Annotated in this window: 25 protein-coding genes and 1 pseudogene; 14 read left to right on the top strand and 12 right to left on the bottom strand. The window is 73.9% G+C overall.

The annotated features are described in order from the left end of the window. Nucleotides 1-98 precede the first annotated feature (98 nt). A complete protein-coding gene (locus MF408_RS09985) occupies nt 99-632 on the top strand; it encodes a SigE family RNA polymerase sigma factor (RefSeq protein ID WP_240251244.1) in 534 nt (177 codons plus the stop codon). After that, nucleotides 629-1,816 carry a hypothetical protein gene (locus MF408_RS09980; RefSeq protein WP_240251243.1) on the top strand — a complete coding sequence of 396 codons (1,188 nt, stop codon included), beginning with the start codon at nt 629-631 and terminating at the stop codon, nt 1,814-1,816. The genes MF408_RS09985 and MF408_RS09980 overlap by 4 nt, the downstream gene beginning before the upstream one ends. A 111-nt stretch (nt 1,817-1,927) precedes the next feature. On the opposite strand, the gene MF408_RS09975 is transcribed toward MF408_RS09980, so the two are convergent. Continuing rightward, a complete protein-coding gene (locus MF408_RS09975) occupies nt 1,928-2,746 on the bottom strand; it encodes an SGNH/GDSL hydrolase family protein (RefSeq protein ID WP_240251242.1) in 819 nt (272 codons plus the stop codon). 42 nt (nt 2,747-2,788) lie between these two features. Beyond that, the gene (locus MF408_RS09970; RefSeq protein WP_240251241.1) at nt 2,789-3,265 is read right to left on the bottom strand and encodes a MerR family transcriptional regulator; all 477 of its coding nucleotides are present in this window, start codon (nt 3,263-3,265) and stop codon (nt 2,789-2,791) included. A gap of 398 nt (nt 3,266-3,663) precedes the next feature. Between MF408_RS09970 and MF408_RS09965 the strand changes: the two genes are divergently transcribed. Both MF408_RS09965 and MF408_RS09960 read left to right on the top strand, forming a co-directional pair. After that, nucleotides 3,664-4,242 (top strand): NAD(P)/FAD-dependent oxidoreductase, encoded by a 579-nt coding sequence (locus MF408_RS09965; RefSeq protein WP_240251240.1) that lies wholly within the window; start codon nt 3,664-3,666, stop codon nt 4,240-4,242. A 259-nt stretch (nt 4,243-4,501) separates the two neighbouring features. Continuing rightward, nucleotides 4,502-4,909 carry a hypothetical protein gene (locus MF408_RS09960; RefSeq protein ID WP_240251239.1) on the top strand — a complete coding sequence of 136 codons (408 nt, stop codon included), beginning with the start codon at nt 4,502-4,504 and terminating at the stop codon, nt 4,907-4,909. A gap of 22 nt (nt 4,910-4,931) precedes the next feature. Here MF408_RS09960 and MF408_RS09955 read toward each other — a convergent pair whose 3' ends face one another. The 6 genes from MF408_RS09955 to MF408_RS09930 all read right to left on the bottom strand — a co-directional run bounded on the left by MF408_RS09955 (nt 4,932) and on the right by MF408_RS09930 (nt 11,600). Further along, on the bottom strand, nt 4,932-5,300 hold the full coding sequence (locus tag MF408_RS09955) for a transglycosylase SLT domain-containing protein (RefSeq protein WP_240251238.1): 369 nt from the start codon (nt 5,298-5,300) through the stop codon (nt 4,932-4,934). Between the two features lie 290 nt (nt 5,301-5,590). After that, nucleotides 5,591-7,321, bottom strand: coding sequence for a DEAD/DEAH box helicase (locus MF408_RS09950; RefSeq protein WP_240251237.1), 1,731 nt, complete (start codon nt 7,319-7,321; stop codon nt 5,591-5,593). Then, a complete protein-coding gene (locus MF408_RS09945) occupies nt 7,314-7,946 on the bottom strand; it encodes an MMPL family transporter (RefSeq protein ID WP_240251236.1) in 633 nt (210 codons plus the stop codon). The genes MF408_RS09950 and MF408_RS09945 overlap by 8 nt, the downstream gene beginning before the upstream one ends. Nucleotides 7,947-8,612: 666 nt before the next feature. Then, nucleotides 8,613-9,440 carry a hypothetical protein gene (locus tag MF408_RS09940; RefSeq protein WP_240251235.1) on the bottom strand — a complete coding sequence of 276 codons (828 nt, stop codon included), beginning with the start codon at nt 9,438-9,440 and terminating at the stop codon, nt 8,613-8,615. A 31-nt stretch (nt 9,441-9,471) separates the two neighbouring features. Continuing rightward, nucleotides 9,472-11,301 (bottom strand): glutamine--fructose-6-phosphate transaminase (isomerizing), encoded by a 1,830-nt coding sequence (gene glmS / locus MF408_RS09935; RefSeq protein ID WP_240251234.1) that lies wholly within the window; start codon nt 11,299-11,301, stop codon nt 9,472-9,474. A gap of 35 nt (nt 11,302-11,336) precedes the next feature. Beyond that, nucleotides 11,337-11,600, bottom strand: a complete 264-nt coding sequence (locus MF408_RS09930) for a hypothetical protein (protein WP_240251233.1) — start codon at nt 11,598-11,600, stop codon at nt 11,337-11,339. A gap of 156 nt (nt 11,601-11,756) precedes the next feature. Between MF408_RS09930 and MF408_RS09925 the strand changes: the two genes are divergently transcribed. The 4 genes and pseudogenes from MF408_RS09925 to MF408_RS09910 all read left to right on the top strand — a co-directional run bounded on the left by MF408_RS09925 (nt 11,757) and on the right by MF408_RS09910 (nt 13,843). Next, nucleotides 11,757-11,906 (top strand): hypothetical protein, encoded by a 150-nt coding sequence (locus MF408_RS09925; RefSeq protein WP_240251232.1) that lies wholly within the window; start codon nt 11,757-11,759, stop codon nt 11,904-11,906. A gap of 289 nt (nt 11,907-12,195) precedes the next feature. Beyond that, nucleotides 12,196-12,759, top strand: coding sequence for a YceI family protein (locus MF408_RS09920; protein ID WP_240251231.1), 564 nt, complete (start codon nt 12,196-12,198; stop codon nt 12,757-12,759). Between the two features lie 159 nt (nt 12,760-12,918). Continuing rightward, nucleotides 12,919-13,203 (top strand): annotated as a pseudogene (locus MF408_RS09915) (GNAT family N-acetyltransferase); the annotation flags it as partial. A 451-nt stretch (nt 13,204-13,654) separates the two neighbouring features. Beyond that, nucleotides 13,655-13,843 carry a GNAT family N-acetyltransferase gene (locus tag MF408_RS09910; RefSeq protein ID WP_240251810.1) on the top strand — a complete coding sequence of 63 codons (189 nt, stop codon included), beginning with the start codon at nt 13,655-13,657 and terminating at the stop codon, nt 13,841-13,843. On the opposite strand, the gene MF408_RS09905 is transcribed toward MF408_RS09910, so the two are convergent. The 3 genes from MF408_RS09905 to MF408_RS09895 form a co-directional block, all read right to left on the bottom strand. Further along, on the bottom strand, nt 13,821-14,612 hold the full coding sequence (locus MF408_RS09905) for a PadR family transcriptional regulator (protein ID WP_240251230.1): 792 nt from the start codon (nt 14,610-14,612) through the stop codon (nt 13,821-13,823). The genes MF408_RS09910 and MF408_RS09905 overlap by 23 nt on opposite strands. Nucleotides 14,613-14,857: 245 nt before the next feature. After that, nucleotides 14,858-15,073 (bottom strand): amphi-Trp domain-containing protein, encoded by a 216-nt coding sequence (locus tag MF408_RS09900; protein ID WP_240251229.1) that lies wholly within the window; start codon nt 15,071-15,073, stop codon nt 14,858-14,860. A 127-nt stretch (nt 15,074-15,200) separates the two neighbouring features. Next, nucleotides 15,201-17,150 carry a M3 family metallopeptidase gene (locus MF408_RS09895; RefSeq protein ID WP_240251228.1) on the bottom strand — a complete coding sequence of 650 codons (1,950 nt, stop codon included), beginning with the start codon at nt 17,148-17,150 and terminating at the stop codon, nt 15,201-15,203. A 156-nt stretch (nt 17,151-17,306) separates the two neighbouring features. Between MF408_RS09895 and MF408_RS09890 the strand changes: the two genes are divergently transcribed. From MF408_RS09890 to MF408_RS09860, 6 genes are read left to right on the top strand one after another with little or no spacing between them, the layout of a single operon-like run. Further along, on the top strand, nt 17,307-17,837 hold the full coding sequence (locus MF408_RS09890; RefSeq protein ID WP_240251227.1) for a CalY family protein: 531 nt from the start codon (nt 17,307-17,309) through the stop codon (nt 17,835-17,837). Between the two features lie 49 nt (nt 17,838-17,886). Continuing rightward, nucleotides 17,887-18,570 (top strand): signal peptidase I, encoded by a 684-nt coding sequence (locus MF408_RS09885; RefSeq protein WP_240251226.1) that lies wholly within the window; start codon nt 17,887-17,889, stop codon nt 18,568-18,570. A gap of 30 nt (nt 18,571-18,600) precedes the next feature. Then, a complete protein-coding gene (locus MF408_RS25235; RefSeq protein ID WP_275693391.1) occupies nt 18,601-20,388 on the top strand; it encodes an Ig-like domain-containing protein in 1,788 nt (595 codons plus the stop codon). After that, the gene (locus MF408_RS09870) at nt 20,388-20,786 is read left to right on the top strand and encodes a hypothetical protein (protein WP_240251225.1); all 399 of its coding nucleotides are present in this window, start codon (nt 20,388-20,390) and stop codon (nt 20,784-20,786) included. The genes MF408_RS25235 and MF408_RS09870 overlap by 1 nt, the downstream gene beginning before the upstream one ends. Further along, nucleotides 20,776-21,546, top strand: a complete 771-nt coding sequence (locus MF408_RS09865; protein WP_240251224.1) for a response regulator transcription factor — start codon at nt 20,776-20,778, stop codon at nt 21,544-21,546. Before MF408_RS09870 ends, MF408_RS09865 begins: the two co-directional genes overlap by 11 nt. Further along, the gene (locus tag MF408_RS09860) at nt 21,543-22,805 is read left to right on the top strand and encodes a HAMP domain-containing sensor histidine kinase (protein WP_240251223.1); all 1,263 of its coding nucleotides are present in this window, start codon (nt 21,543-21,545) and stop codon (nt 22,803-22,805) included. The genes MF408_RS09865 and MF408_RS09860 overlap by 4 nt, the downstream gene beginning before the upstream one ends. Before the next feature lie 32 nt (nt 22,806-22,837). Here the strand turns inward: MF408_RS09860 and MF408_RS09855 are convergent, their stop codons facing one another. Then, on the bottom strand, nt 22,838-23,167 hold the full coding sequence (locus MF408_RS09855; RefSeq protein WP_240251222.1) for a hypothetical protein: 330 nt from the start codon (nt 23,165-23,167) through the stop codon (nt 22,838-22,840). Nucleotides 23,168-23,542: the final 375 nt, after the last annotated feature.

The raw sequence follows: 23,542 nt of genomic DNA, 5'->3' as shown, positions 1-23,542 counted from the left end.
CCCGCCGGGAGGCGGCCGCGCCCCTGGGAGGCTGGGCCTCGGAAGAAACCCGGTCCGGCGGGGCAACCGATCCGGGAGCCCGCCCGGTCAGGACGAGCATGACCGCCATCGCACCGGTTCGAGGAGGGCCCGTGGACGCCCGCGTCGACTTCGACGACTTCGTCGCCGCCCGCTCGCAGGCCCTGCTCCGCACGGCGTACCTCCTCACGCGTGACCACGGGCTCGCCGAGGACCTCCTGCAGACGGCCCTGAGCAAGGCCTGGTTCGCCTGGAGCCGGGTCGACGGGCAGCCGGAGGCCTACGTCCGCAAGATCCTCGTCAACACCTACGCGAGCTGGTGGCGGCGACGGTGGAACGGCGAACGGCCGACCGACGAGCTGCCCGAGCCCGCCGCCGCCGACAGCACCGACTCGGCGGGCCTGCGGCACGACCTGTCGGAGGCGGTCGGACGGCTGCCGCGCCGGCAGCGCGCGGTCGTGGTCCTCCGCTACTTCGAGGACCTGTCCGAGGCCGAGACCGCGGAGCTGCTGGGCTGCTCCCGCGGCACGGTCAAGAGCCAGCTGAGCAAGGCCCTGGCCAAGCTGCGGATCGACCCCGCGCTGGCCGAGGAGCAGACGGGAGAGCTGCGATGAGCACCATCGACGACCTGCGAGCCGCGCTCGCGGCCGACGCCGCGAGCGTCGACACCCACACCGACCCGGCGCGCGGCGCCGCGGTCCACCAGCGGGTCCGCGGCATCCGGCGCCGCCGCCGGGCCGGTGCCGTCGGGGCCGCGGCGCTGGCCGCCGTCGTCGCGTTCGGCGTCGTGCCGCAGCTGGCCGACGGACCGGGCGGGGAGCGCGACGAGCGGCCCCTCGTCGCCGGGCACCGGCTGCCGGGGGACGTCGAGGTGCTGGGCTTCGACTACCGCTTCGCCACCAGCGTCCAGAGCCGGCCGGGAGACGAGCGGCTCGCGCTCGAGGTCGACGCGGCCGACCGGCGCCGGGTCGCCGTGCTCGCCGCCGACGACCTCCCGGCGGGCGGGACCGCGTCGCTCCTCGACGTCGACGGCGAGCTGATCACCCGGGTGGTCGGCCCGAGCCGGGTCGAGCTCCCCGTCCCTGTCTGGACCGAGCCCGGCCGGCTCTCCGTGCGCGTCGACGGCGGCTCGGAGGACACCGTCGTCGGGGTCGCGCTCTACGAGCGCACCGACGAGCTGCCTGCCGGGCTCGCCTCGGACGGCGTGGTGTTCCGCGAGCGCGTCGGCGACGCCGACCTCGTGGGCGGCGCGTTCGTCGACCCGGCGACCGGTGCGGCGACGTTCACCGTCGACGGGCCGCTCTCCGAGATCACCTTCGCGCAGCACTGCGACAGCAACGGCCACCGCGTGTTCACGGCTCTCGAGCTCGACGGCGAGGTCGTGTCGAGCGGTCGCTGCGACGACCCGGCCGCCGGGCTCGCCGAGGACGCCTTCGGGGGCGACCTGTTCGGCTGGCCGGAGCGGGTCGGCGACGAGACCCACCAGGTGCGGATCTACACGACCGGCGGCGAAGTTTTTCCGACGAGGTGGTGCCGGTCGAGGACGTGGTCCTCGGGGTCGCCGCCTACCGGTCGCCCGCCGGCCCGGAGGTCCGTGGCACCCGGGTCGACCGCACCACCGAGGCCGCCGGCCGGCTGTGGGAGCTCGACCGGGTGGCCGGCCGGCAGCTGCGGGTCGACGACGACCTGCCGGTCCTGGTCGGGGTCGCCACCCGCAGGGGCGAGGGCCCCGCCTGGCTCGAGGTCGACCCGACCGACGGGCCGGTCGAACCCGGCGCCGGGCAGGAGGGCGGCGTGAGCCTCCACGGCGTGCTGTGGCCGGGCGACACCTACGACCTCGCGGTCGTCGACGGGCAGGGCCGGCCCGCCGACGGGCGGATCCTCGTCTACCGGCCGGTGCGGTGACCGGTCACGGGGCGAGCAGCGGGCTCACCAGCGGCGTGTAGCCGGAGGACTGGCCGGCCCGGTTGGGGTGATAGCTCTCGGCGACCGGGTTGGACAGGCCGTTGACCCACTCGACGTCGTCGCACACCGCGTGGCCGGCGAAGCGGCCGGTCGGGTCGGCGAACCGGAACCCTCGCGCCGCCGCGGCCGCCGCCAGCCGGGCGTTGAGAAGGTCGGCGGTCGCGTTGAGACGGCTCTGCTCGGCGGGCGAGAAGAAGGTGCCCGCGTTGCAGTCCTCGCCCATGAACAGCCGCGGGTAGCCGGTCACCACGACCACCGCGCCGGGCGCGCGGGACCGGATCGCGGCGTACAGCGTGGACAGCCGGCCCGGCAGCGTTCCGGTGATGAACGCCTGCGCCCGGTCGACCGCCCGGTTGCAGCTCGACATCCACCCCGGGAGCGCGCACTCGACGATCACGTCGGTGAAGCCGGCGTCGTTGCCGCCCACCGAGACCGTCACGTAGTCGGTCGCCGCCGTGAGCGCGGCGAGCTGACCGCTGGTGACGCTCGCGACGGTCGCGCCGGAGCAGGCCTGGAAGCTGAGCTCGTAGCCGCGCTGCGCCGCGACGAGCGAGGGGTAGGCGTGCGCCGAGCGCTTGCAGCCGCTGCCGTCGGCGAGGTAGCTGCGGGTGCCGACGCCGGAGGCGTAGGAGTCGCCGAGCGCGACGTACGACGCGTCCGCGGCGTGCGCGGAAGCCTGCGGCGCGAACGGCAGGAGGACGGCGAGGAGCAGGGTGGCGACGAGCGACCCGGCCCGGCGCGGCGCGGTCGGAGGGAGGGACATGCGGGCGACCTTTCCCGAGTGATCGGTCGTGACGCAGGTCACTCAAGCAGAGGCGGGCGCCTCGTGGCCAGGGTGCGCGCCGACCGCCGGTCGGTCCGGCGCGGCGAAGGCGCGCCGGGTCCCGGCGACGACGTCGGCGACGTGGGAGCGGAAGTTGGGGCAGTTGGCGATGTCGTGCGCCCGGCACTCGAGGGCGTGCTCGGTGAGGTGGCGGGAGCGCTCCATCTCGGCCATCCGCGCCTCGAGGTCGGTGAGGTGCTCGCGCAGGATGTCGCGCCGGCCGTCGGCCTCGGCGTCGAGCAGCGCCCGGATCTGGTCGAGGCTCATGCCCGCCGCCTTGCTCGACACGATGACCGCCACGCGGTAGACGTCCGGCTCGGAGTAGACCCGCCGGCCCGCCGGGTCGCGCTCGGGCGTGAGCAGCCCGACGTCCTCCCAGTGCCGGAGCACGTGGGTCGCCAGGCCGAACCGCTCGCCGAGCTCGCCGACGCTCCACCGCACCGCTGTGTGCGTGTTCATGTCGACATGAACTCACACCGCTTGACTTCAGGTCAACCTGAAGGCGCACACTCGAGGCATGGACACAGACGAGATCTACGACGCCGCCGTGGTCGGCGCCGGGTCGGCCGGGCTCCAGGCGGCACTGACGATCGGCCGGATGCGCCGGTCGGTGCTGGTGCTCGGCACCGACCGCTACCGCAACGACCGCGCCGGCCACATGCACAACTTCCTCGGGCACGACGGCGCCGCGCCCGCCGAGCTCCGCGACGCGGCCCGCCGCGACCTCGAGCGCTACGACACCGTCGAGCTGGCCGACCGGGAGGTCACCCGGGTCGAGGGCGAGGTCGGCGGGTTCACGCTCACCTTCGCCGACGGCACGCGCGCGCGGGCCGCCCGTGTGGTCCTCGCCACCGGGGGTGGTCGACACGCTGCCCGAGGTCCCCGGCCTGGAGCCGCTCTTCGGCGACGTGGTCGCCCACTGCCCGTTCTGCCACGGGTTCGAGTTCTCGGGGACGCCCGTCGCGATCCTCGGGGCCGGGCCGCACGCGGCGATGCTCGCCGGGATGGTCGGGCCGATCGCCTCGGCGGTCACCGTCCTCACCGGCGGCGAGGACCTCGACGACGACCTGACCAAGCAGCTCGACCGGCTCGACGTCGCCGTGCGCACCGAGCCGGTGCGGGCGGTGGGCCGCAGCTCGCTCGGCCTCGACCTCACCCTGGAGGGCGGCGACACCCTCGATCTCGGCGGGCTGTTCGTCGCGCCGACGTGGCAGCAGGCGACGCCGTTCGCCGAGCAGCTGGAGCTCGAGATGGCCGAGTCCGGCGCCGTCGCGGTCGACGGGATGGGCCGCACCAACCTGCCCGGCGTCTACGCCGCCGGCGACATGTCGCAGGGTCCCGGGCTCCAGATGCCGCTCTCCTCGGTGCTCACCGCCGCCGCGAGCGGGCTGGTCGCCGGCGCCACCGTCATCCACGACTCCGTCAGCGCCGGCTGACCCCCGCCCCGGCACGTCGGCGCCCGGTTGGGCGCGCCTGACAGGCTGACCGGGTGGCCACACCGCTCCGGCGCACCGTCCTGCTCCTCGGCGGCTGCGTCGTCCTCGGCACCGGCGTGGGCCTGCTGCTGGCTGCCGACCTCGGCTCCGACGGCTACTCCACCCTCGTCAACGGGGTCTCCATCGCGCTCGGCCTGGGTTCTGGATCGCCAACCTGGCGATCGGCGTCCTGTTCGTCGCGCTGGCCGCGGCCCGGAAGGTGCGCCCCGGCGTCGGCACCGTCGTGCAGGTCGGCCTCGTGGGCGTCACCGTGTCCGTCGTGCTGGCGGTGGTCGGCTCCCCCGACGCCTGGCCGGTGCGCATCGGCTGCCTGGTCGCCGCGTTCCCGGTGATCGCGCTCGGGATCGCCGCCTACCTCGGCAGCCGCACCGGCGCCGGCCCCGCCGAGGGCGCCGCGCTCGCCTGGGACCCGCCGGTGCCGTTCCGCTGGGGCTACGGCCTGGTCCAGGGCGGCGGTGCGCTGCTCGGCTGGGCGCTCGGCGGCACGATCGGCGTCGGCACGGTCGCCGTGATCGTGCTGCTGGGGCCGCTGGTCGACCGGTTCGCCCGGTGGCTGCACGTCGACGTGCACCAGGGCGCCGCGGCGGAGCAGCCCGACCCCGCCTGATCGACGCCCCCTGACCGCTCCGCTAGTACCAGCCGGTGCGCTCGGAGTGCGCCCACGCCTGCTCGGGCGTGCCGTACCGCGCGGCGATGTAGGCCAGCCCCCACCGGATCTGGGTCTCGGGGTTGGTGCGCCAGTCCGGCCCGACGACGGCCATCTTGCTCGCCGGCAGCGACTGCGGGATGCCGTAGGCGCCCGAGCTGGGGTTCTCGGCCAGGTGGTTCCAGCCCGACTCCCGGTGCCAGAGGGCGTCGAGGTAGCGCCACTGCGCCTCGGCGAACCCGAACTGCAGCATCAGCCGGTAGCCGAGGCCGCGGTTGGTCTCCGGGTCGATGTCGGCCGGCGGGGGCGATGGCGGGGGCGGTGTAGTCGCGGGCGATCCGCTCGGCGGCACGGCGCAGCTGCTCGAGGATGACCGCGTCCGGGACCTCGAACCGGGCGCCGCCACGCTCGGTGCGCTCGGCGCGCGGGGGACGCCGTCCGCTCCGGGCCGTCGGTCGACGGGCCGGCGGTCGACGGGCCGGCGGTGGTCGCGGCGGGGTCCGGCTCCGCGACCGGGTCGGCGGTCGGCGTACAGGCGGCCGCCGCGCCCAGGACCACCAGCGCCCCCAGGGCCGCGAGCCCGCGGCGCCGGCCGCCCGGCCGCGCGCCGGCCGGGCCGCTCGTCCGTGGCACCGGGGCCTGCTACTTCGCGGGCTTCTTGCGCTTCGGCGGCCCGTAGTCGCGCTGGAGCTCGATGAGCTTGCCGCTGATCCGGGTCTCCTTCAGCTTCTCCCACACGTGCTGGGGCAGCTTGGCGGGCAGCTCGACGATCGAGTAGTCGCCACGGATGGTGATCGCCCCGAAGTCGTTGCGGCCGAGGCCGCCCTCGTTGGCGATCGCGCCGACGATCTGCCGCGGCTCGACGCGGTGGCGCTTGCCGACCTGGATCTTGTACGACGCCATCGGCTGGTCGGACCCGCGGCGCCCGCGCCGCTCGCCCCGCTCGCCGTCGCGGCGGGGGCGGTCGTCGCGGTCGCGGCGCGGCGGGCGCACCGGCTCCGGCTCCTCCTCCAGCAGCAGCGGGGTGTCGCCGTGGAGCACCTGGGCCAGCGCCGCCGCCACGTCGAGCTCGGGCACGTCGTGCTCGCGGACGTAGTGGCTGACCACGTCACGGAAGAACCCGACCTGCGGCGACGAGAGCGCCTCGGTGATCCGGTCGTCGAAGCGCGCCAGCCGGGTCTCGTTGACGTCCTCGACGCTCGGCAGCTGCATCTGCGTCAGCGGCTGCCGGGTGGCCTTCTCGATGTGCTTGAGCAGGTACCGCTCGCGGGGCGTGACGAACGAGATCGCGTCGCCGCTGCGCCCGGCCCGGCCGGTGCGGCCGATCCGGTGGACGTAGGACTCGGTGTCGGTGGGGATGTCGTAGTTGACGACGTGGGTGATCCGCTCGACGTCGAGGCCGCGCGCGGCGACGTCGGTGGCGACGAGGATGTCGAGCTTGCCGTCCTTGAGCTGGTTGACCGTGCGCTCGCGCACCGCCTGCGGCACGTCGCCGTTGATGGCGGCGGCCGCGAACCCGCGGGCGCGCAGCTTCTCCGCGAGCGTCTCGGTCTCGTTCTTGGTGCGGACGAAGACGATCATCCCCTCGAAGTTCTCGACCTCGAGGATCCGGGTGAGCGCGTCGACCTTCTGCGGGTAGCTGACGATCAGGTAGCGCTGGGCGATGTTCTCGGCGGTGCGGGTCTTCCGCTCGATGGTGACCTCGACCGGGTCCTTGAGGTACTTCGCCGAGAGCGCGCGGATCTGCCGCGGCATCGTGGCGGAGAACAGCGCGACCTGCTTGTCCTCCGGGGTGTCGGCGAGGATCGTCTCCACGTCCTCCGCGAAGCCCATGTTGAGCATCTCGTCCGCCTCGTCGAGCACGAGGAACCGCAGCTCGGAGAGGTCGAGCGTGCCCTTGTCGAGGTGGTCCATGATCCGCCCCGGCGTGCCGACCACGACGTGGACGCCGCGCCGCAGCGCCGACAGCTGCACGCCGTAGCCCTGGCCGCCGTAGACCGGCAGCACGTGGACGCCGCGGGTGTGGGCGGCGTACTTCTCGAACGCCTCGCACACCTGCAGGGCCAGCTCGCGGGTCGGCGCCAGCACCAGCGCCTGCGGCGTCTTCTGCCCGGGGTCGAGGCGGTCGAGGATCGGCAGCGCGAACGCCGCCGTCTTGCCGGTGCCGGTCTGGGCGAGACCCATCACGTCGCGACCCGCCAGCAGGTGCGGGATCGTCTGCGCCTGGATCGCCGACGGCGACTCGTAGCCGACGTCGGCGAGGGACTTCAGCACCTTCGCGCCGAGGCCGAGCTCGGCGAAGCCGGGGGCGGACGGGGTGTCGTCGGAGGTCACGTCGTCAGCGGTGGAGGGGTCGGGTGCAGCGTCACTCACCCGTCAACGGTAGTCGGGTGCGCTGCCTGCGCCCATTTTCCCGGCGCTCGGGAGGCGGGTCGGAGGACGTCCGCAGCACGACGGCGAGCGGCCGCGGCAGCGTCCAGTTGGCGCGGCCGAGCACCGACACGAGCGCCGGCGCCAGCAGCCCGCGCACGACGACCGCGTCGAGCAGGATCCCGAGCGCCAGCGTGGTGGCGAGGATCTTCACGTCGATCGACGGCACCGTCGCCAGCGCGACGAAGGAGAGGAACAGGATCAGCGCGGCGGAGGTGACCAGCCGGCCCGTGTGCGCGATGCCGTCGACGACGGCGTCGTCGGTGCGGCCGTGGTCGTCGTACGCCTCGCGCATCCGGGACAGGATGAACACCTCGTAGTCCATGGAGAGCCCGAACAGGAAGGCGAACGCCGCGATCGGCACCCAGGTCGTCACCGCACCCGTGGCCTGCTGGTCGAACAGCAGGTCCGACCCATGGCCGTCCTGCCAGATCAGCACGGTGATGCCGTACGCCGCGGCGATCGACACCACGTTGAGCACCAGCGCCTTGACCGGCAGCCAGAGCGACCGCAGCGCGCGGGCGAGCAGCAGGAACGTGACCACGACGACCGCCAGCACGACCCACACCACGTCGTCGTAGACGGCGGCGACGAAAGTCGACGTCCTCCGCGGCCGTGCCGCCGACCTCGGCGCCCTCGGGCACCGCGTCGCGGACCCGGTCGAGCGCCGCGCGGCCCTCGTCGGAGGCGGGGTCGTCGGCGAGGTAGACCTGCACCAGCCGGTCGTCACCGGCCGCCCACGACTCACCGCCGGGCGCCACCGCGCCGGCGACGCCGTCGACACCGGCCAGCTCGTCGGCGACCGCCGGCGCGTCGGACCCGGCCGTCAGCACCTCGACCGGCCGGACGGCACCGACCGGCACCCCGTCGTCGACGGCCCCGGTCAGCGCCCGCGACTCCGGCGCCGAGGACGAGACTCCGGTCAGCTGCGGCGCGCCGAGGGCCAGCCCGAGCACCGGCAGCGCCAGCAGGACCAGCGCCGCGGAGGTGACGACGATCGTCGCCCACCGCCGGGCCACCACGAACCGCGCGAGCCGGGCCCAGACCCGCGAGCGCGCCATGCCGGCCCCGCGGCGCGGCCACTGCAGGCGCGACCCCCAGGCGCTGAGCAGGGCAGGGACGAGGGTGAGCACGGTCGCGACGCTGAACAGCGGGATCAGCAGGCCGCCGAACCCGATGCTGCGCAAGAACGGCAACGGCACGAGGACCAGCGCCGCGAGCGAGATCGCGACCGTCAGGCCGCTGAACAGCACGCTGCGGCCGGCGGTCGACATCGCGGTGCGCACCGCTGTGTCGTTGTCGGCACCCGCGGCCCGCTCCTCGCGCCACCGGGTGACGACGAGCAGGGGAGTAGTCGATGGCGACACCGAGCCCGATCAGCGCGACCAGGTACTGCACGACGAACACCACGTCGGTGACGCCGGTGAGGCCGAGGAGCGCGAGGAAGGTGCCGAGGATGGCGACGGCCGCGACGAGCAGCGGCACGCCCGCCAGGAGCGAGCCGAAGACCAGCGCGAGCACGACGAGTGCCCCGAGCCCGCCGAGCAGCACCTCGACCAGGACGCCGCGGTCCTCGGACGCCTCGCCGCCTTCGGAGAGCAGGGGCGAACCCGGTGAGCTGCACCTCGGGCCCGTCGGCGGACGCCCGCTCGACCAGCTTCTCGAGGGCCGGGAGCGCGGCGGCGTACGGCTCGGCGCCGGGGGTGACCGGCGGGTAGACGACGGCGACCGCTGACGTGCCGGCGGCGAGCACGTCGGTGTCGTCGGGCGTCACCACGCGGGTGCCGCGCACCTCCTGCTCGGCGCGCTCGGCCGTCTCGGTCACCGCCGCGACCGCGCCGTCGCCGCGCGCCACCAGCAGCAGCGGGTCCTCGGTGCCGCTGCCGAACTCCTCGAGGATCCGCTCGTTGGCCTCGTACGCCGGCTGGCCCGGCAGCGCGAAGTCGTAGCCGAGCCGGTCGACGGTGGTGGGCGCGGTGGCAGCACCGGCCACCGTGACGACCAACCAGAACCCGGCGACGAGCAACCGGTGCCCGAGCACCCAGTCGGTGAGCCGTTCCATCCCCGTAACCTACGGGGCGGCCCGCAAGGGCCTATTCGACCGTCACCGACTTCGCCAGGTTGCGCGGCTTGTCGATGTCGTGGCCCAGGTGCAGGGCCGCGTGGTAGGCCAGCAGCTGGAGCGGCACGGTGAGCAGGATCGGGTCGAGCTCCCGCTCGGAGCGCGGAACGACCACGCGGTCGCACTCGAGCCCGCGCATCGCGACGTCCTCGTGGGTGACGACGACCAGCGGGCCGCCGCGGGCGGCGATCTCGTGCAGCGCGCCGACGTTGCGCTCGACCAGCTCGTCGCCGGGGACGATCGCCACGGTCGGCACGTCGGGGCTGATGAGCGCCAGCGGGCCGTGCTTGAGCTCGGAGGTCTGGTAGGCCTCGGCGTGGCGGTAGCTGATCTCCTTGAACTTCTGAGCGCCCTCCCGGGCGACCGGGAAGCCGCGGACGCGGCCGACGAAGAACAGGCTCGGCGCGTCGGCCAGCTTGCGCGCGAGCGCCTCGAGGCGCTCCTCGCCGGCCAGCACCTCCTCGATCTGGCGCGGCAGGGCCTCCAGGCCGGCGATCAGCCGCCGCCCGTCGGCGATCGAGAGGTCCCGCACGCGGCCGAGCTGCAGCGCGAGCATCGCGAACCCGAGGAACATGTTCGTCAGCGCCTTCGTCGACGCCACCGCGACCTCCGGGCCCGCGTGCAGGTAGATGCCGCCGTCGACCTCCCGGGCGATCGCCGACCCCACGACGTTGACCAGCCCGATCACCCGACCGCCCTTGCGGCGGATCTCCTGCACGGCGAGCAGGGTGTCGACCGTCTCGCCGGACTGGCTGACGGCGACGTAGAGGGTGTCCGGCTCGATGATCGGGTTGCGGTAGCGGAACTCCGAGGCCGCCTCGGCGTCCGCCGGCACCCGCGCCAGCTCCTCGACCAGCATCGCGCCCATCTGGCCGACGTAGTAGGCCGACCCGCAGCCGAGGATCTTCACCCGCCGGATCGCCCGCAGCTCGCGGGCGTCGAGGTTGAGGCCGCCGAGGTGGCTGGTGCCGAAGCGCTCGTCGAGCCGTCCGCGGAGCACCCGCTCGGCAGCGGCCGGCTGCTCCGCGATCTCCTTGTGCATGTACGACGCGTGCTCGCCGGCGTCGTAGGCCTCCGGGTCGATGTCGACCGGGGCCGCCCGCCGGTCGGTCGCGGCGATCCCGCCGGCGCCGATCCGGTAGGTCGTGAACCCGGTCGGCGTCAGGGTGGCCATTTCGCCGTCGTCGAGGTGCGCGACCGTGGTGGTGTAGCGGACCAGCGCCGCGAGGTCGGAGGCGACGTGCATCTCCTTGTCGCCGACGCCGATGATCAGCGGGCTTCCGTTGCGCGCCACGACCAGCCGGTCGGGGAAGTCGACGTGCAGGACCGCGACGCCGTACGTGCCCTCGACCCTGCCCAGCGCCTCCGCCACCTTGGCCTCGAGGGTCTCGGCCTCCGAGGCGGCGACCAGGTGGGCGAGCACCTCGGTGTCGGTGTCGGAGGCGAGGTCGACGCCCGTGTCCGCGAGCTCGTCGCGCAGCGCCGCCGCGTTGTCGATGATCCCGTTGTGGACGACGGCGACCAGGCCCTTGGCGTCGGTGTGGGGGTGGGCGTTGACGTCGTTGGCCGGGCCGTGGGTCGCCCACCGGGTGTGGCCGATCCCGACCTTGCCGGCGAACCGCCGGGGCAGCCCGTCGGCGAGGTCGCGGACCCGGCCCGCGCGCTTGGCCACCCGGATGCCGGTCCCGGCGAGCACGGCGACCCCGGCGGAGTCGTAGCCGCGGTGCTCGAGCCGGCCGAGGCCCTCGAGGAGGAGCGGGGCAGCACGCTGGGTGCCGAGGTAGCCGACGATTCCGCACATGGGGGTTCCTTTCGGAGGGACGGGTGGGGGCCGGGTCAGCCGTAGACGATCCGGCGCAGCTGGCGCTCGGAGAGCTCGGGAGCGGCGACCAGGCGGCCGGACAGCTCCCTGCTCAGGACCCCGAAGATCTCGGCGTTCCTGGCGCCACGCGCCTTGAGCTCGGCGTGGCGCCGGCGTACGTAGGCCTCGACCGACTCGTGGTGGAAGGCCAGCACGTCCTCGACCACCCGTGCCGCCTCCGCCACGCCGAGGCCGGTGCTGGCCACCACGTGGTGGAGGAGTCGGGGGTCGACGGCCACCCGAAGATGATCCGGCCAGGGAGGGGCCTTTCGCAAGTTCCTGCCCGGAATCGGGCAGGAAATGATCACTGATGGCTCCACGGCGCCCCGCGCGGCCGGTCTGGCCGGCCGCCTCGTTGCTAGGATGGTGAACACCAGGTGAACAGGAGGTGTCACATGAGCGACGCGACGACGATGCCGGTCGCCTCGGCCGGCCGACTCGAGATGCGTTGGGTGACCGTGGTGGACGCTGCCGGCGCCACCCGCCTCGAAGCGCGGTGGGCGGAGAACGCCCGACCCGCGACGGTGGGCCGGCCCGCTGCCTGAGGCAGCCGGTTCAGGCCCGCCGGTGGGTCCTGCGGGTCTCCGCTCCGGGTTCCTCGCGCTCGCGCGCTCCGGCGCGCGCTGGGTCGCGGCGGGCGACGTGACGGGCAAAACCTCCACTTGTCCGGCATTGCTTTGCCCGACATGTTGAGGTTTCCCCGGTCGGCCGGGGAAACCTCACGTCGCCCTGCCCGGATCGACGCCCGCCGGAATAACCCGGACCCCGGCCCGCTTCTATTGGTTGAGAGTTCAACCAACCGTCCGACGAGGACGCCCGAACGAGGAGAAGCACATGACCGAGACCCCCACCACCGCCGCCCTCACCGACATCGCCGGCGAGTACACCCTCGACACCAGCCACAGCCGGCTCGGCTTCGTCGCCCGGCACGCCGTCGTGACCAAGGTCCGCGGCCACTTCGGCGACTGGAACGCGACCGCCAAGGTCGACACCGCAAACCCGAGCGCCTCGTCGGTCACCGTGACCATCAACCCGGCCAGCGTCGACACCGGCAGCGCCGACCGCGACGGCCACCTCAAGTCCGCCGACTTCTTCGACGTCGAGCAGTTCCCCACCTGGACGTTCACCTCCACCGACGTGCGCCGCGACGGCGACGTCTGGCTCGTCACCGGCGACTTCACCATCAAGGACGTCACGAAGCCCGTGACCATCGAGTTCGAGCAGACCGGCTCCGCCAAGGACCCGTTCGGCAACATCCGCGTCGGCTTCGAGGGCGAGGTCACCGTCAACCGCAAGGACTGGGGCCTCACCTGGAACGCCGCGCTCGAGACCGGCGGCGTCCTCGTCTCCGACAAGATCAAGCTCGAGTTCGACATCTCCGCAATCAAGAGCGCCTGACGACCGACGCCCCCGGGCACCGCTCGTCCCCGACGGCCCGCACCGCTGCGCGCGGTGCGGGCCGTCGTACGTCCTCGGGGATGAACTTCCGCGGCCTCTCCCGGGGCGGCGGCCGAAAAGCAGGGGACAGGTGCCCGGCGGGAGCCGCACACTCCCGTCATGACCACCACCTGCTCCCCCGCCCTGCCCGCGGGCCTGACCACCCGGCCGCTCACGAAGGCCGACTCACGTGCGGTCTACGAGCTGATGGCCGACTCCGAGCGGCACGACATCGGCTCGGTCGAGATCGAGGAGGAGGACCTGGTCGCGGAGTGGCAGCGCCCGTCGTACGACCTCGGCGGCAGCTCCGTCGGCGTCCTCGCCGGCGACCGCCTCGTCGCGTACGCCGAGCTCGCCGGCGCCGATCGCTACGACGCGTCCGTGCACCCCGAGTTCCGCGGCCGCGGCATCGGCACCTGGCTCGCCGCCTGGGTGCGCGACCTCGCCCGGTCCCGCGGCGGCAGCGTGGTCGGGATGCCGGTGCCCGAGGGCTCCGACGGCGACCGGCTGCTGACCGCGCTCGGCTACCACGTGCGGTGGACGAGCTGGGTGCTCCGGCTCCCCGAGGGGCGCACCATCGCCGAGCGTCCGCTGCCCGAGGGCTACGCAGTGCGCGAGGCCACCGAGGCCGACCGCGAGCAGGTCTGGCACGTCGTCGAGGACGCGTTCCTCGAGTGGTCGGTGCGGGAGAAGCAGAGCTTCGACGACTTCGCCGCCGAGGTCTGGCAGCGCCCCGGCTTCGAGCCGTGGAACCTGCTCGTCGTCACTGCCCCGGACGGATCGGTGGCAGGCTCGGTGTTCAGCACCTACAGCGTGCTCGAGGACAAGCCGGAGACCTACGTCTCCCCGGCTGGCGGTGCACCGCGATCACCGCCACCGCGGTCTCGCGCAGGCGCTCCTGGTGGCGGCGTTCGCCGCCGGGCGGGCGCACGGCGCGACCGCGTCCTGCCTGTCGACCGACTCCCGCACCGGCGCCCTCGCGCTCTACGAGAAGGTCGGCATGGTCGTCGACTCGACCTGGGTCAACCGCGCGATCGACCTCTGACCTCGCGTCGGCTCACGCGCCGGCGGGCGGGTCCTCCGGGGCCGGCTCGTCCGGGGGCGGGTCCGTCGGCGAGGATGCCGTAGAGCTGGCGGCGCGCCTCGACCAGGACCTCGACGGCGGCTCGCCGCTGCGTGTCGTCGCCGGAGGTCACGATCTGCCAGACAGCGCTCGTGACCTGCGGGATCTCCGCCTTGATGTCGGCGTGCTCGCCGGGGCCCTCCGACCCCGCCGTCGCGCGCTCGAACGGCCGCCACACGTCGGCGAGCTCCTCGGCGCTGTCGGCGCAGTAGGCCGCGCCCGCCTCGGTCAGGCGCAGCGCGCGGCGCCCGCGCTCGTCGTCGGTCTCGACGAGCCCCTCGTCCTCGAGCTGCTGGATCGTGGGGTAGACCGAGCCGGGGCTCGGCCGCCAGGCCCCGCCGCTGCGCTCGGTGATCTGCTGGATGACCTGGTAGCCGTTGGGCGACTCCTCGCGCTCTCCCGCCGCCCGGAGGACGTCGAGGATCGCCGACCGCACGTCGCCCCGTCGTACCCGCGGCCCCCGCTCGGGGCGGCCGGTGCCGAAGAGCCCCGCGAGCCACGGCGGCGGACCGCCCGGGCCGCCACCGCGCCGGTGGTGGTGACCGCCCTCCCAGGTGGCACCCCACGGCCCGGGCCGGTGCTGGTGCTGCTGGTGATGGTGCGGGCCGCAGTCGCCGGAGCCGGCGAGCCCGGCGAGGTTGGCCAGGCCGGCGAGCCAGGGCGGCCCGTCGAAGCGTCCGTGGTGCGTCATGTCCGTTCTCCCTTCCGCGACACTTCGAGACGTGTCGCGATATATCGCGACAGTAGCGCGACGAGGAGTCGCGGACAAGCGGGACCGACGTGACGGGCAAAACCTCCACTTGTCGGGCAAAGCAATGCCGGACATGTTGAGGTTTCCCCGGTCGACCGGGGAAACCTCACCCGGTCACAGCCGGCTCACCCCGACGGCCCGGCCCGGCCCGCCCGCCGCCGCCGAACCAGCCGACCGCCCTCAGCTCACCAGGAGAGCTCGATCTCGAGCTCGTTCTCCTCGCCGATCTCGACCTCCACCTTCAGCTCCACCTCGTCGGGGACGCTGACGGTGATCCGGCGGCCGCCCCGCTCGAACTCCACGGAGTTGTGCCGCGCCAGCGCGTCGGCCAGGGCCCGCAGCTTGGCCGCGGCGGCCTCACGGGACAGGCGCTGGGTCTCGTCGATCTCGAACAGGTCCACGGCGGTCTCCTCGGTCGGGTCGTCGGTCGCTCGCGCCGACCGCGGTCATCACCCAGGTCATCACCCAGGGCATCAACAGGGCATCACCCAGGGCAACACCACGGACGGCTCGCCGCCACCGTAGCCCTCACCGCCGCAGCCACGCCGCGTAGGCGTCGAAGGAGTAGGGCCGGCCGAGGAAGTCGGCGACCAGGTCGGCAGCGTCGGCGACGCCGCCGCGGGCGAGCACCCGGTCGCGGTAGCGGGTCGCCACCTCCGGGGCGAACAGGTCGTCGGGGTCGAACGCGCTGAACATGTCCTTCGCGATCACCAGCGACCACATGTAGGTGTAGTAGGCCGAGCTGTAGCCGCCGAGGTGGCCGAACGAGGCGAACATGTGGGTGCCGGGCAGGTAGGGCAGCGCGGCGTACCGCTCCTGCAGCTCGACCATCCGGTCGGTCAGCGACGCGATCTCCTCGCCGGCCGCCCGGCGCGCCCGGTCGGCGTGGAACCAGTAGGACATCGACGCGTAGAACATCTGGGTCCTCGCGTAGATCCCCTTGCCGAAGTCGTCGGAGCGCCGCATCGCCGCGACCAGCTCGACGGGGATCGGCTCGCCGTCCTCGTCGGTGGCGAAGCCGCGGAGCACGTCGGCGTCCCACGCCCACTCCTCGAGCATCTGGCTGGGCGCCTCGACGAAGTCCCACTCGGTGGCGACGCCGGCGAACCGGAACCACGCGCCGTGGCCGGCGAGCACGTGGTGGAGCAGGTGGCCGAACTCGTGGAAGAGGGTCACGACGTGGTCGTGCTCCATCAGGCCGCGGGAGAAGTTGCAGACCAGCACCCCCTCCGGCGGCTGCACCCCGGCGACGCCGTCGGTGAGGGTGAACTGCGCCGCGTGCTTGTACTTGCCGTCCCGGGGGTGCAGGTCGAGGAAGATCCGGCCGAGGGGCTCCTCACCGTCCGCCGTGAGGACGTCGTACGCCGTGACGTCCTCGTGCCACACCGGCACGTCGACCTGCTCGTAGCGGAGCCCGAACAGGCGGCCGGTGACGTCGAGCAGCCCCTGGCGGACCTTGCGGAAGTCGAAGTAGCGCCGCACCTGCTGGGCGTCGACGCTGAACTGCTCCTCGCGCACGAGCTCCTGGTAGTGGAAGGAGTCGTGGAGCGGGATCTCCGTCGCGTCGGGGACGTCCTGGCGGTAGCGCTCGAGCAGCGTGGCGAGGTCGGAGCGCATCGGGCCGTCGGCGGCGTCGACGATCTTGTCGATGAACGCGGGGATGGCGTCGCCGGAGCCGATCATCTTCACGTCGGCGTCGTACGACGGCCAGTCGGGGTAGCCGACCAGCGTGGCCAGCTCGTGGCGCAGGTCGAAGAGCTCCTCGAGCAGCGGCTCGGTCGTCGGCCAGCCCCGCTGAAGGAACGCGGTGACGATGTCGCGCCGCACCTCCCGGTCGCGGGCGAACATCCGCACCGGGATCGAGTCGGGGTAGTCGGTGGTGACGGTGACCAGGCCGTCGGGGTCGGCGGGGTGGGCGTCGAGCCAGTCCTGCGGCAGGCCGGCGAGCCGGGCGGGGTCGACCCGGACGGTGCGGACGTCGTCGCGCACGACCTTGCCGAACTCCTGGTCGAGCTCGGTGATCCGCTGCCGGACGGCCGTGATCCGGGCCCGGGTCTCCTCGTCGCGGTCGACGCCGGAGCGCCGGAAGTCCTTGCGCACCTTGGCCAGCAGCCGCGTCGCCTCCTCGTCCAGGCCGGCCGGGTCGAGCCCGTCGAAGACCTCGAACAGCCGGCGGTCGAGGCTCCACTCGGTGGAGAGCCGCTGCGCGTCCTGCTCGGCGGCGTCCGCCAGGTCGCGCACGGCCTGGTCGGGGTGGACGTTGCCGAGCAGGGAGCCGAGCGCGGCGACGTTGCCGAGGTGGCCGGTCGCCCGGTCCCAGGTGCGCAGGACGTGGAGGGCGTCGGCGGGCGGGTCGGTGCGCAACCGGTCGACGAGGGCGCGGGCGGCGTCGAGCTCCCCGGCGGCGCGGTCGCGCAGCCACCCCTCGTAGGCGTCGGCGGCGGGCAGGGAGAGCGGGGCGAGCGCGGGAACCGTCACGCCGTCACCCTAGTCGGGCGATCCGGTGGAGAACCGTTCCGGATCGTGGCGAGGCGTGAACCTCCCGTGGAGGTCGTGGGGGCCGCCCGTGGTGTCGGAATTGAGAGCGTTTTTCCCATCAGCTCGACACCAACCGAAACCACCAGGAGCACCACCGTGAAGTCGTCCAAGAAGATCCTCGTCCCGCTCGCCACCCTCGCCGCCGCCGGCGCGATCGCCGTCGGATCGGGTGCGACCTTCTCCTCCGAGACCGGCAACACCATCAGCGCCGTCACCGCCGGCTCGCTCGAGCACACGAACTCCAAGGACGGGCAGGCGATCTTCACGCTGAAGGACATGAAGCCCGGCGACACCGTGACCGGCAGCCTGACGCTGACCAACACCGGCAGCCTCCCGGCGGCGTTCGCGCTGGTCGAGAAGGAGTCGACCAACACCTTCACCGGCTCCAACCTGACGCTCACCATCACCGACACCGCCAGCGGCACCGACGTCTACGACGGCACCTTCGGCGGCCTGGTCGACGGGGCGCGGACCGAGCTCGGCGAGTGGGCCCCCGAGGAGGCGCACACCTACGAGTTCACCGTGCGGCTCGACGAGGCCACCACGAACGTCGACCAGCGCAAGACCGCCGGCGCCACCTACACCTGGACGTCGGTCCAGCTGGACGGCGAGGACTTCCCGAAGTGACCACGGCCTGACCGCACACGCTGACCAGCACCAGGGGAGGACGACCACGATGACCGGGAACCGCGCGACCGCCGGCCCAGCCGGCACCGCCCGCCGGCTCGGCGGTCACCTGGTCAACGTCGTGCTGGTGCTGTTCACGTTGCTGGGCCTGGCCTACCTTGCTCCGTCGGTGATGGGGTACGAGCGGTACGTCATCACCGGCGGCTCCATGTCGGGCACCTTCGAGCGGGGGTCGCTGGTCCTCGAGCGCAAGGTCCCCGTCGAGGACCTCGAGGTGGGTGACGTCATCACCTACCTGCCGCCGCAGGACAGCGGCGTACGCACGCTGGTGACGCACCGGATCACCAAGATCCGCGTCGACGAGGAGGGGCGGCGGGTCTTCCGCACCCAGGGCGACGCCAACCCCGACCCCGACCCGTGGCGGTTCTCGCTGACCGACACCGAGCAGCCGGTGGTCGAGGTCGCCGTCCCGTACGCCGGCTACGTGTTCATCGCGCTGGCCGACCGCGACACCCGGATCCTCCTGGTCGGCGGCCCGGCTGCCCTGATCGCGCTCGGCAGCCTGGTCCAGCTGGTCGGTGCGCTCCGGTCCCGCCTGCGGGAGCGCCGCAGGGACGAGACCGACGAGACCGTTCCTAGCCGTGGAGGTCCTGTGGAGCTCGCGTCGACCTCCCGTGGCACGCCGCTCCGTAGCGTCGACCACGACACGAAGACACCCGCCCTCACCCACTGAGACCGGCCGCACCCGGCTGAAGGAGCCCCCATGACCCGCCGTACCGCCGTCGTCCTCCTGGTCCTCGTGGCCACGGTGGCGGCGTTCGGCGCGACCGGGTTCTCCTCGGCGACCTTCTCCGCCACCAGCACCTCCGGCTCGACCGTCGCCGCCGCCGCGGACTGGACGCCCCCGACGGTCGCCGTCACGGCGCCGGCCGCGGCCGCCGGCACCGTCGAGGTCTCCGTCGCCGCTCACGACGCCGACTCGGCCGTCGCGACCGTCGAGGTGCAGCGCCGCACCGCCGCCGGCTGGGTCACGATCTGCACCGACACCGAGGCGCCGTACACCTGCTCGTGGGACACCACGCAGGTCGCCGACGGCGCCCGCGACCTGCGCGCACGGGCCACCGACACCGCCGGCAACACCGCGACCTCGGCGGTCGTGAGCACCACCGTCGTCAACGCGGCCGGCGTCGCGCTGGCGCGGCCCGGCGGCCCCGACGGCGTGCTGCGCGGCACGGTCCCGCTCACCGCGACCATCACCGCCGGCGCCGGCCTCGACTGGCGGGTGACGATCCAGCGGGCCGCGGCCGGCTCCGGCGCGTGGACCGACGTCTGCGCGGGCCTCGCCGCTCCCTACGAGTGCGCCTGGGCGACCACCGCCGCGACCACCGGCCGCCACGACCTGCGCGCGGTCGCCACCGCCGGCGGCGTCACCCTCACCTCCCCGGTCGTGAGGGACGTCCTCGTCGACAACGTCGCACCGACCGTGACGATGACCGACCCCGGCGCCCCGCTGACCGGTACGGTCACGCTCGCCGCGACCGCCGCCGACGCCCACTCCGGCGTCGCCTCGGTGGTCTTCCAGGTCGGCCCGTCGGCCACCGGCACCTTCCGGGACCTGTGCACCGCTCGCTCGCAGCCGTTCAACTGCCAGGCCGACACGACCGGGCTGCCCTACGGCTCCACCTTCTTCCGTGCGGTCGTCACCGACCGGGCCGGCAACACCACGACCTCCGCGCCCGTCGGCCCCCGGCTGGTCGACAACACCACCCGCTCGGTGACGCTGGCCGACCCGGGCATGTTCCTGGAGGGCACCGTCACGCTCACCGCGAGCCCGGCCGCCAGCGCCGGCATCACCTCGGTGTCCTTCCAGCAGCGCCGCACCGGCACCACGGCCTGGACCGTGATCTGCACGCCGACCGCGGCGCCGTGGACCTGCGACTGGGACACCCGCACGGTGGCCGACGGCCGGTACGACGTGCGCGCGGTGCTCGTCGACGCCAACGGCAACGAGGCGGTGTCCGAGGTCGCGACCTCGCGGCTCGTCGACAACGTCACGACGCCGTTCCGCGGTGTCGACGTCCAGACCACGAACGGCGGTCGGGCCGGCGAGGTCGACAGGGGCGACACGCTCGTCCACACCTTCAGCCGCCGCGTCGACCTCGGCACGATCACCCCGGGTTGGGACGGCACCCCGCTGCCGGTCCGGCTCGAGGTCCGCGACTCCGGTGCCTTCACCGACGACGTCGTCATCACCCGGCCCGGCCCCACCGTCAACCTCGGCCACGTCCGGGTCACCGCGGGGCTGATCGGCCTCTTCCACTCCCACGCGACGTTCGAGGCCACCCTCGTCGCGAGCACGGAGACGGTCGACGGCCTCCCCCGGACGGTGGTGACGGTCCGGGTCGGCAGCCTGGTCTCGGGCGGCACCCGCGACATGACCTTCAGCTCCGACATGACCTGGCACCCCGTCGCGGCCGTCCGCTCGCTCGGCAGCCAGGCCCTGGACACCTCGGCCGTCGCCGAGAGCGGCTCGAAGGACAGGGACTTCTGATGCGCACGCCGCACACCTGGGCGTCGCGTGTCGCAGCCGTCGTCACCGGGGGCCTCACGGTGCTGCTCGTCGTGTCGACGGCGCTCGCCTCGGGCACCCCGACGACCATCGCGACGGGTGTGCTCACCCTGCTGACCGGCCTGGCCACGGCCAAGCTCGTCCGCGACAACTGCTTCGAGTCCCGGCTCGCGGCGGTCGTCCTCGCCGCCGTGCAGCTCGGGGGCGCCCTGCTGGCGGTCACCGTCGGGCTCCCCGGCCAGGAGCCCCAGCGCACCGACCCGATGGCGCTGACCGCCCTCGTGCTCGGAGCGGCGGTGCTCGTGCTGGTCGGCCTCGACCACCGGACCCGCCGTCGCGGCTCCTCCGGCGCGGCGACCGGTCGTGGCTATGCTCTCTGAGGTGCCAGCGCGCCTGTTGATCGTCGAGGACGACGACGCCATCGCCGCACCTCTCGGACGAGCCCTCGACCGCGAGGGCTACGCCGTCACCCGGGTGGCCACCGGAGGCGACGCACTCACCGCGATGGGCGGCGCGGAGCCGGCCGACCTGGTGCTGCTCGACCTCGGCCTGCCCGACATGGACGGCCTCGACGTGTGTCGCCGGCTGCGCACCGACGGCTACGACGGCGGCATCATGATCCTCACCGCGCGCGGCGGCGAGCTCGACCGGGTGGTCGGCCTCGACGTCGGCGCCGACGACTACCTCGCCAAGCCGTTCAGCCTCTCCGAGCTGCTGGCCCGTGCCCGCGCGCTGCTGCGCCGCTCGGGCCGCGGCGGGGGCGACCAGCCGTCGCCCGCGGAAGGGCAGGCGGCCATGGCCGGGGCGTCCACGGCACCGGCCTCGGCCGACGCCGCCGCACCTGCCGGGCTCCGCGTCGACGCGGCCGCTCGCCGGGCGTGGGTGGGCCCGACGGAGCTGCTGCTGACCGCGAAGGAGTTCGACGTCCTGGTCCGGCTCGACGGCCACCGCGGCGCGGTGGTCACCCGCGAGACGCTGATGGCCGAGGTCTGGGACGAGAATTGGTTCGGCTCGACCAAGACCCTCGACACCACCGTCGGCCGGCTGCGGCAGAAGCTGCACGACCACGACGCCCCCGTCGTGCTCGCGACGGTCCGCGGCGTCGGGTTCCGGCTCGAGGACACCGCTCCCGATGCGTGAAGCGCTTCATCGCGATCCTCGTCGTCATGACGATCGCGGTGATCGTCCTCTACGGCGTCCCCCGGGCCTACTTCATCGCCGACCTGGTGGAGGACCAGGAGACCGAGGAGATCGAGGACGCCGCCACGATCCTCGTCGAGCGCGCCGAGTCGCGCGAGCGCGCCGGCGTGGCCGTGGACGAGGCGATGCTCGCCTCGGTCCTCGAGCCCCACGACGGCGCCCGGTACGTCACGCGCGACGGCCGGACGGTGACGGCCGGCCGGCTCGACACGGACCCCGAGTCCGCGATGATCGCCGTCCACCCGATGCAGGACGGGCGGCAGGTGATCGTGACCCGCAACCGCGACGTCGTCGGCGAACGGGTCGAGGAGGCGGTGCTCCCGCTGCTGTTCCTCGGCCTCGGCCTCGCCGCCGCGGCCGCGGTGGCGGCGTACGTCCTCGCCGGCCGTGCCACCCGCCCGTTCCGGCAGCTGGTGGACGCCGCGCGGGCGCTGGGGCGCGGCCGGTTCGACGTCGAGGTGCCGCGCAAGGGCGTGCCCGAGGCGCTGGCGATCGGCGACGCCCTCCGGGAGGCCGGCACGTACCTCGACGAGCTGGTGCGCCGCGAGCGCGAGTTCGCCGTCAACGCGTCCCACCAGCTGCGCACCCCGATCACCGCGCTGCGCCTCGAGCTCGAGGACCTCACCTACTGGGAGCAGACCCATCCCGACGTCGCCGACCAGATCCGCGGCTCGCTCGGCGAGCTCGACCGGCTCAGTGCGGTCATCGACGACCTGCTCGCCCTGGCCCGGCGCCGGCAGGAGGGCGAGCACCAGCAGGTCGACCTGGGTGCGTTCGTCGCCGACGCCGTGCACCGCTGGCGGTCGCGGGTCGAGGCCGGGGGCCGCACCTTGCAGCTGCGCGCCGACGACCAGGTGCCGGCCACGATCCCGACCGGCCCGGTCGCCCAGGTCCTCGATGTGCTGATCGAGAACGCACGGCTGCACGGCTCCGGGACGATCACGGTGACGACACGGGAGCACGGCGACCACGTCGAGGTGTGCGTCGCCGACCAGGGCACCCGGACGTTCGGCCGGGAGGTGTTCCGGCGCGGTTACAGCTCCCGGCGCGGCGACGGCCGCAGCAGCGGCGTCGGCCTCGCCGTGGCCTCGGAGCTGGCCGAGGCCGCCGGCGGCCACCTCACGATCGACGAGCAGGCGCCGACCACGACGTTCGTGCTCCTGCTGCCGGCGCACGTGGAGGAGGCCGTGCGCTCTTAGCGCTCCGGACGTCGCTAGGGGCCGCCGAGGCCTCAGCGGTGGGCGAGCCGGCTCGTGACCCGGCCGACCAGCCGGGTGCGCCCGGGCGCGACCCGGGCGGCCAGGTCGAGCAGCCGGGCGTCGGGGCCTACGACCGCGCGGGCGCGGTCGTGCTCGACGGCCTTGACGATGCGGCGGGCGACCAGCGACGGCGGTGGCATCAGCACCGAGAGCCGGGAGCTCCCCAACCGGGCGATCCGCTCGCCCTCCGCGCCGCGGGCGGCGGCGGTGATGCCGGTGCGGTGGGTGCCCGGGAAGACCACGCTCACGCCCACGGGAGTCGTCACCAGCTCGCCGCGCAACGCCTCGGAGAACGCCCGCACCGCGCCCCTTGGTCAGGGCGTACGACGCGTTGTGCGGCAGGCCGAGCAGCCCGGTCATGCTCGAGACGTTGACGATGTGGGCCTCGTCCTGGGCCTTCAGCACCGGCAGGAACGCGTGGCAGCCGTGCACCACGCCCCACACGTTGACGTCCACCAGCCACCGCACGTCCTCGAGCCGCTCCTTCTCGAACGCGCCGGCCGACGTGACGCCGGCGTTGTTGACGAGCACGTGCACGGCGTCGTGGGCGGCGAGCACCTCGTCGCGCAGCGCCAGCACCCGGTCGGCGTCGGCGACGTCGGCGACGTGCGTGGTGGCGCGGCGCCCGGCCGCGGCCACCAGGCCGGCGGTGCCGGCCAGCCCGTCGGCGCGGACGT

Source organism: Nocardioides sp. TF02-7 (assembly GCF_022437945.1).
Classification (GTDB): domain Bacteria; phylum Actinomycetota; class Actinomycetes; order Propionibacteriales; family Nocardioidaceae; genus Nocardioides.
Note: the sequence above shows the minus strand (reverse complement) of the source record. Positions and strands in the feature narration are given on the sequence as shown.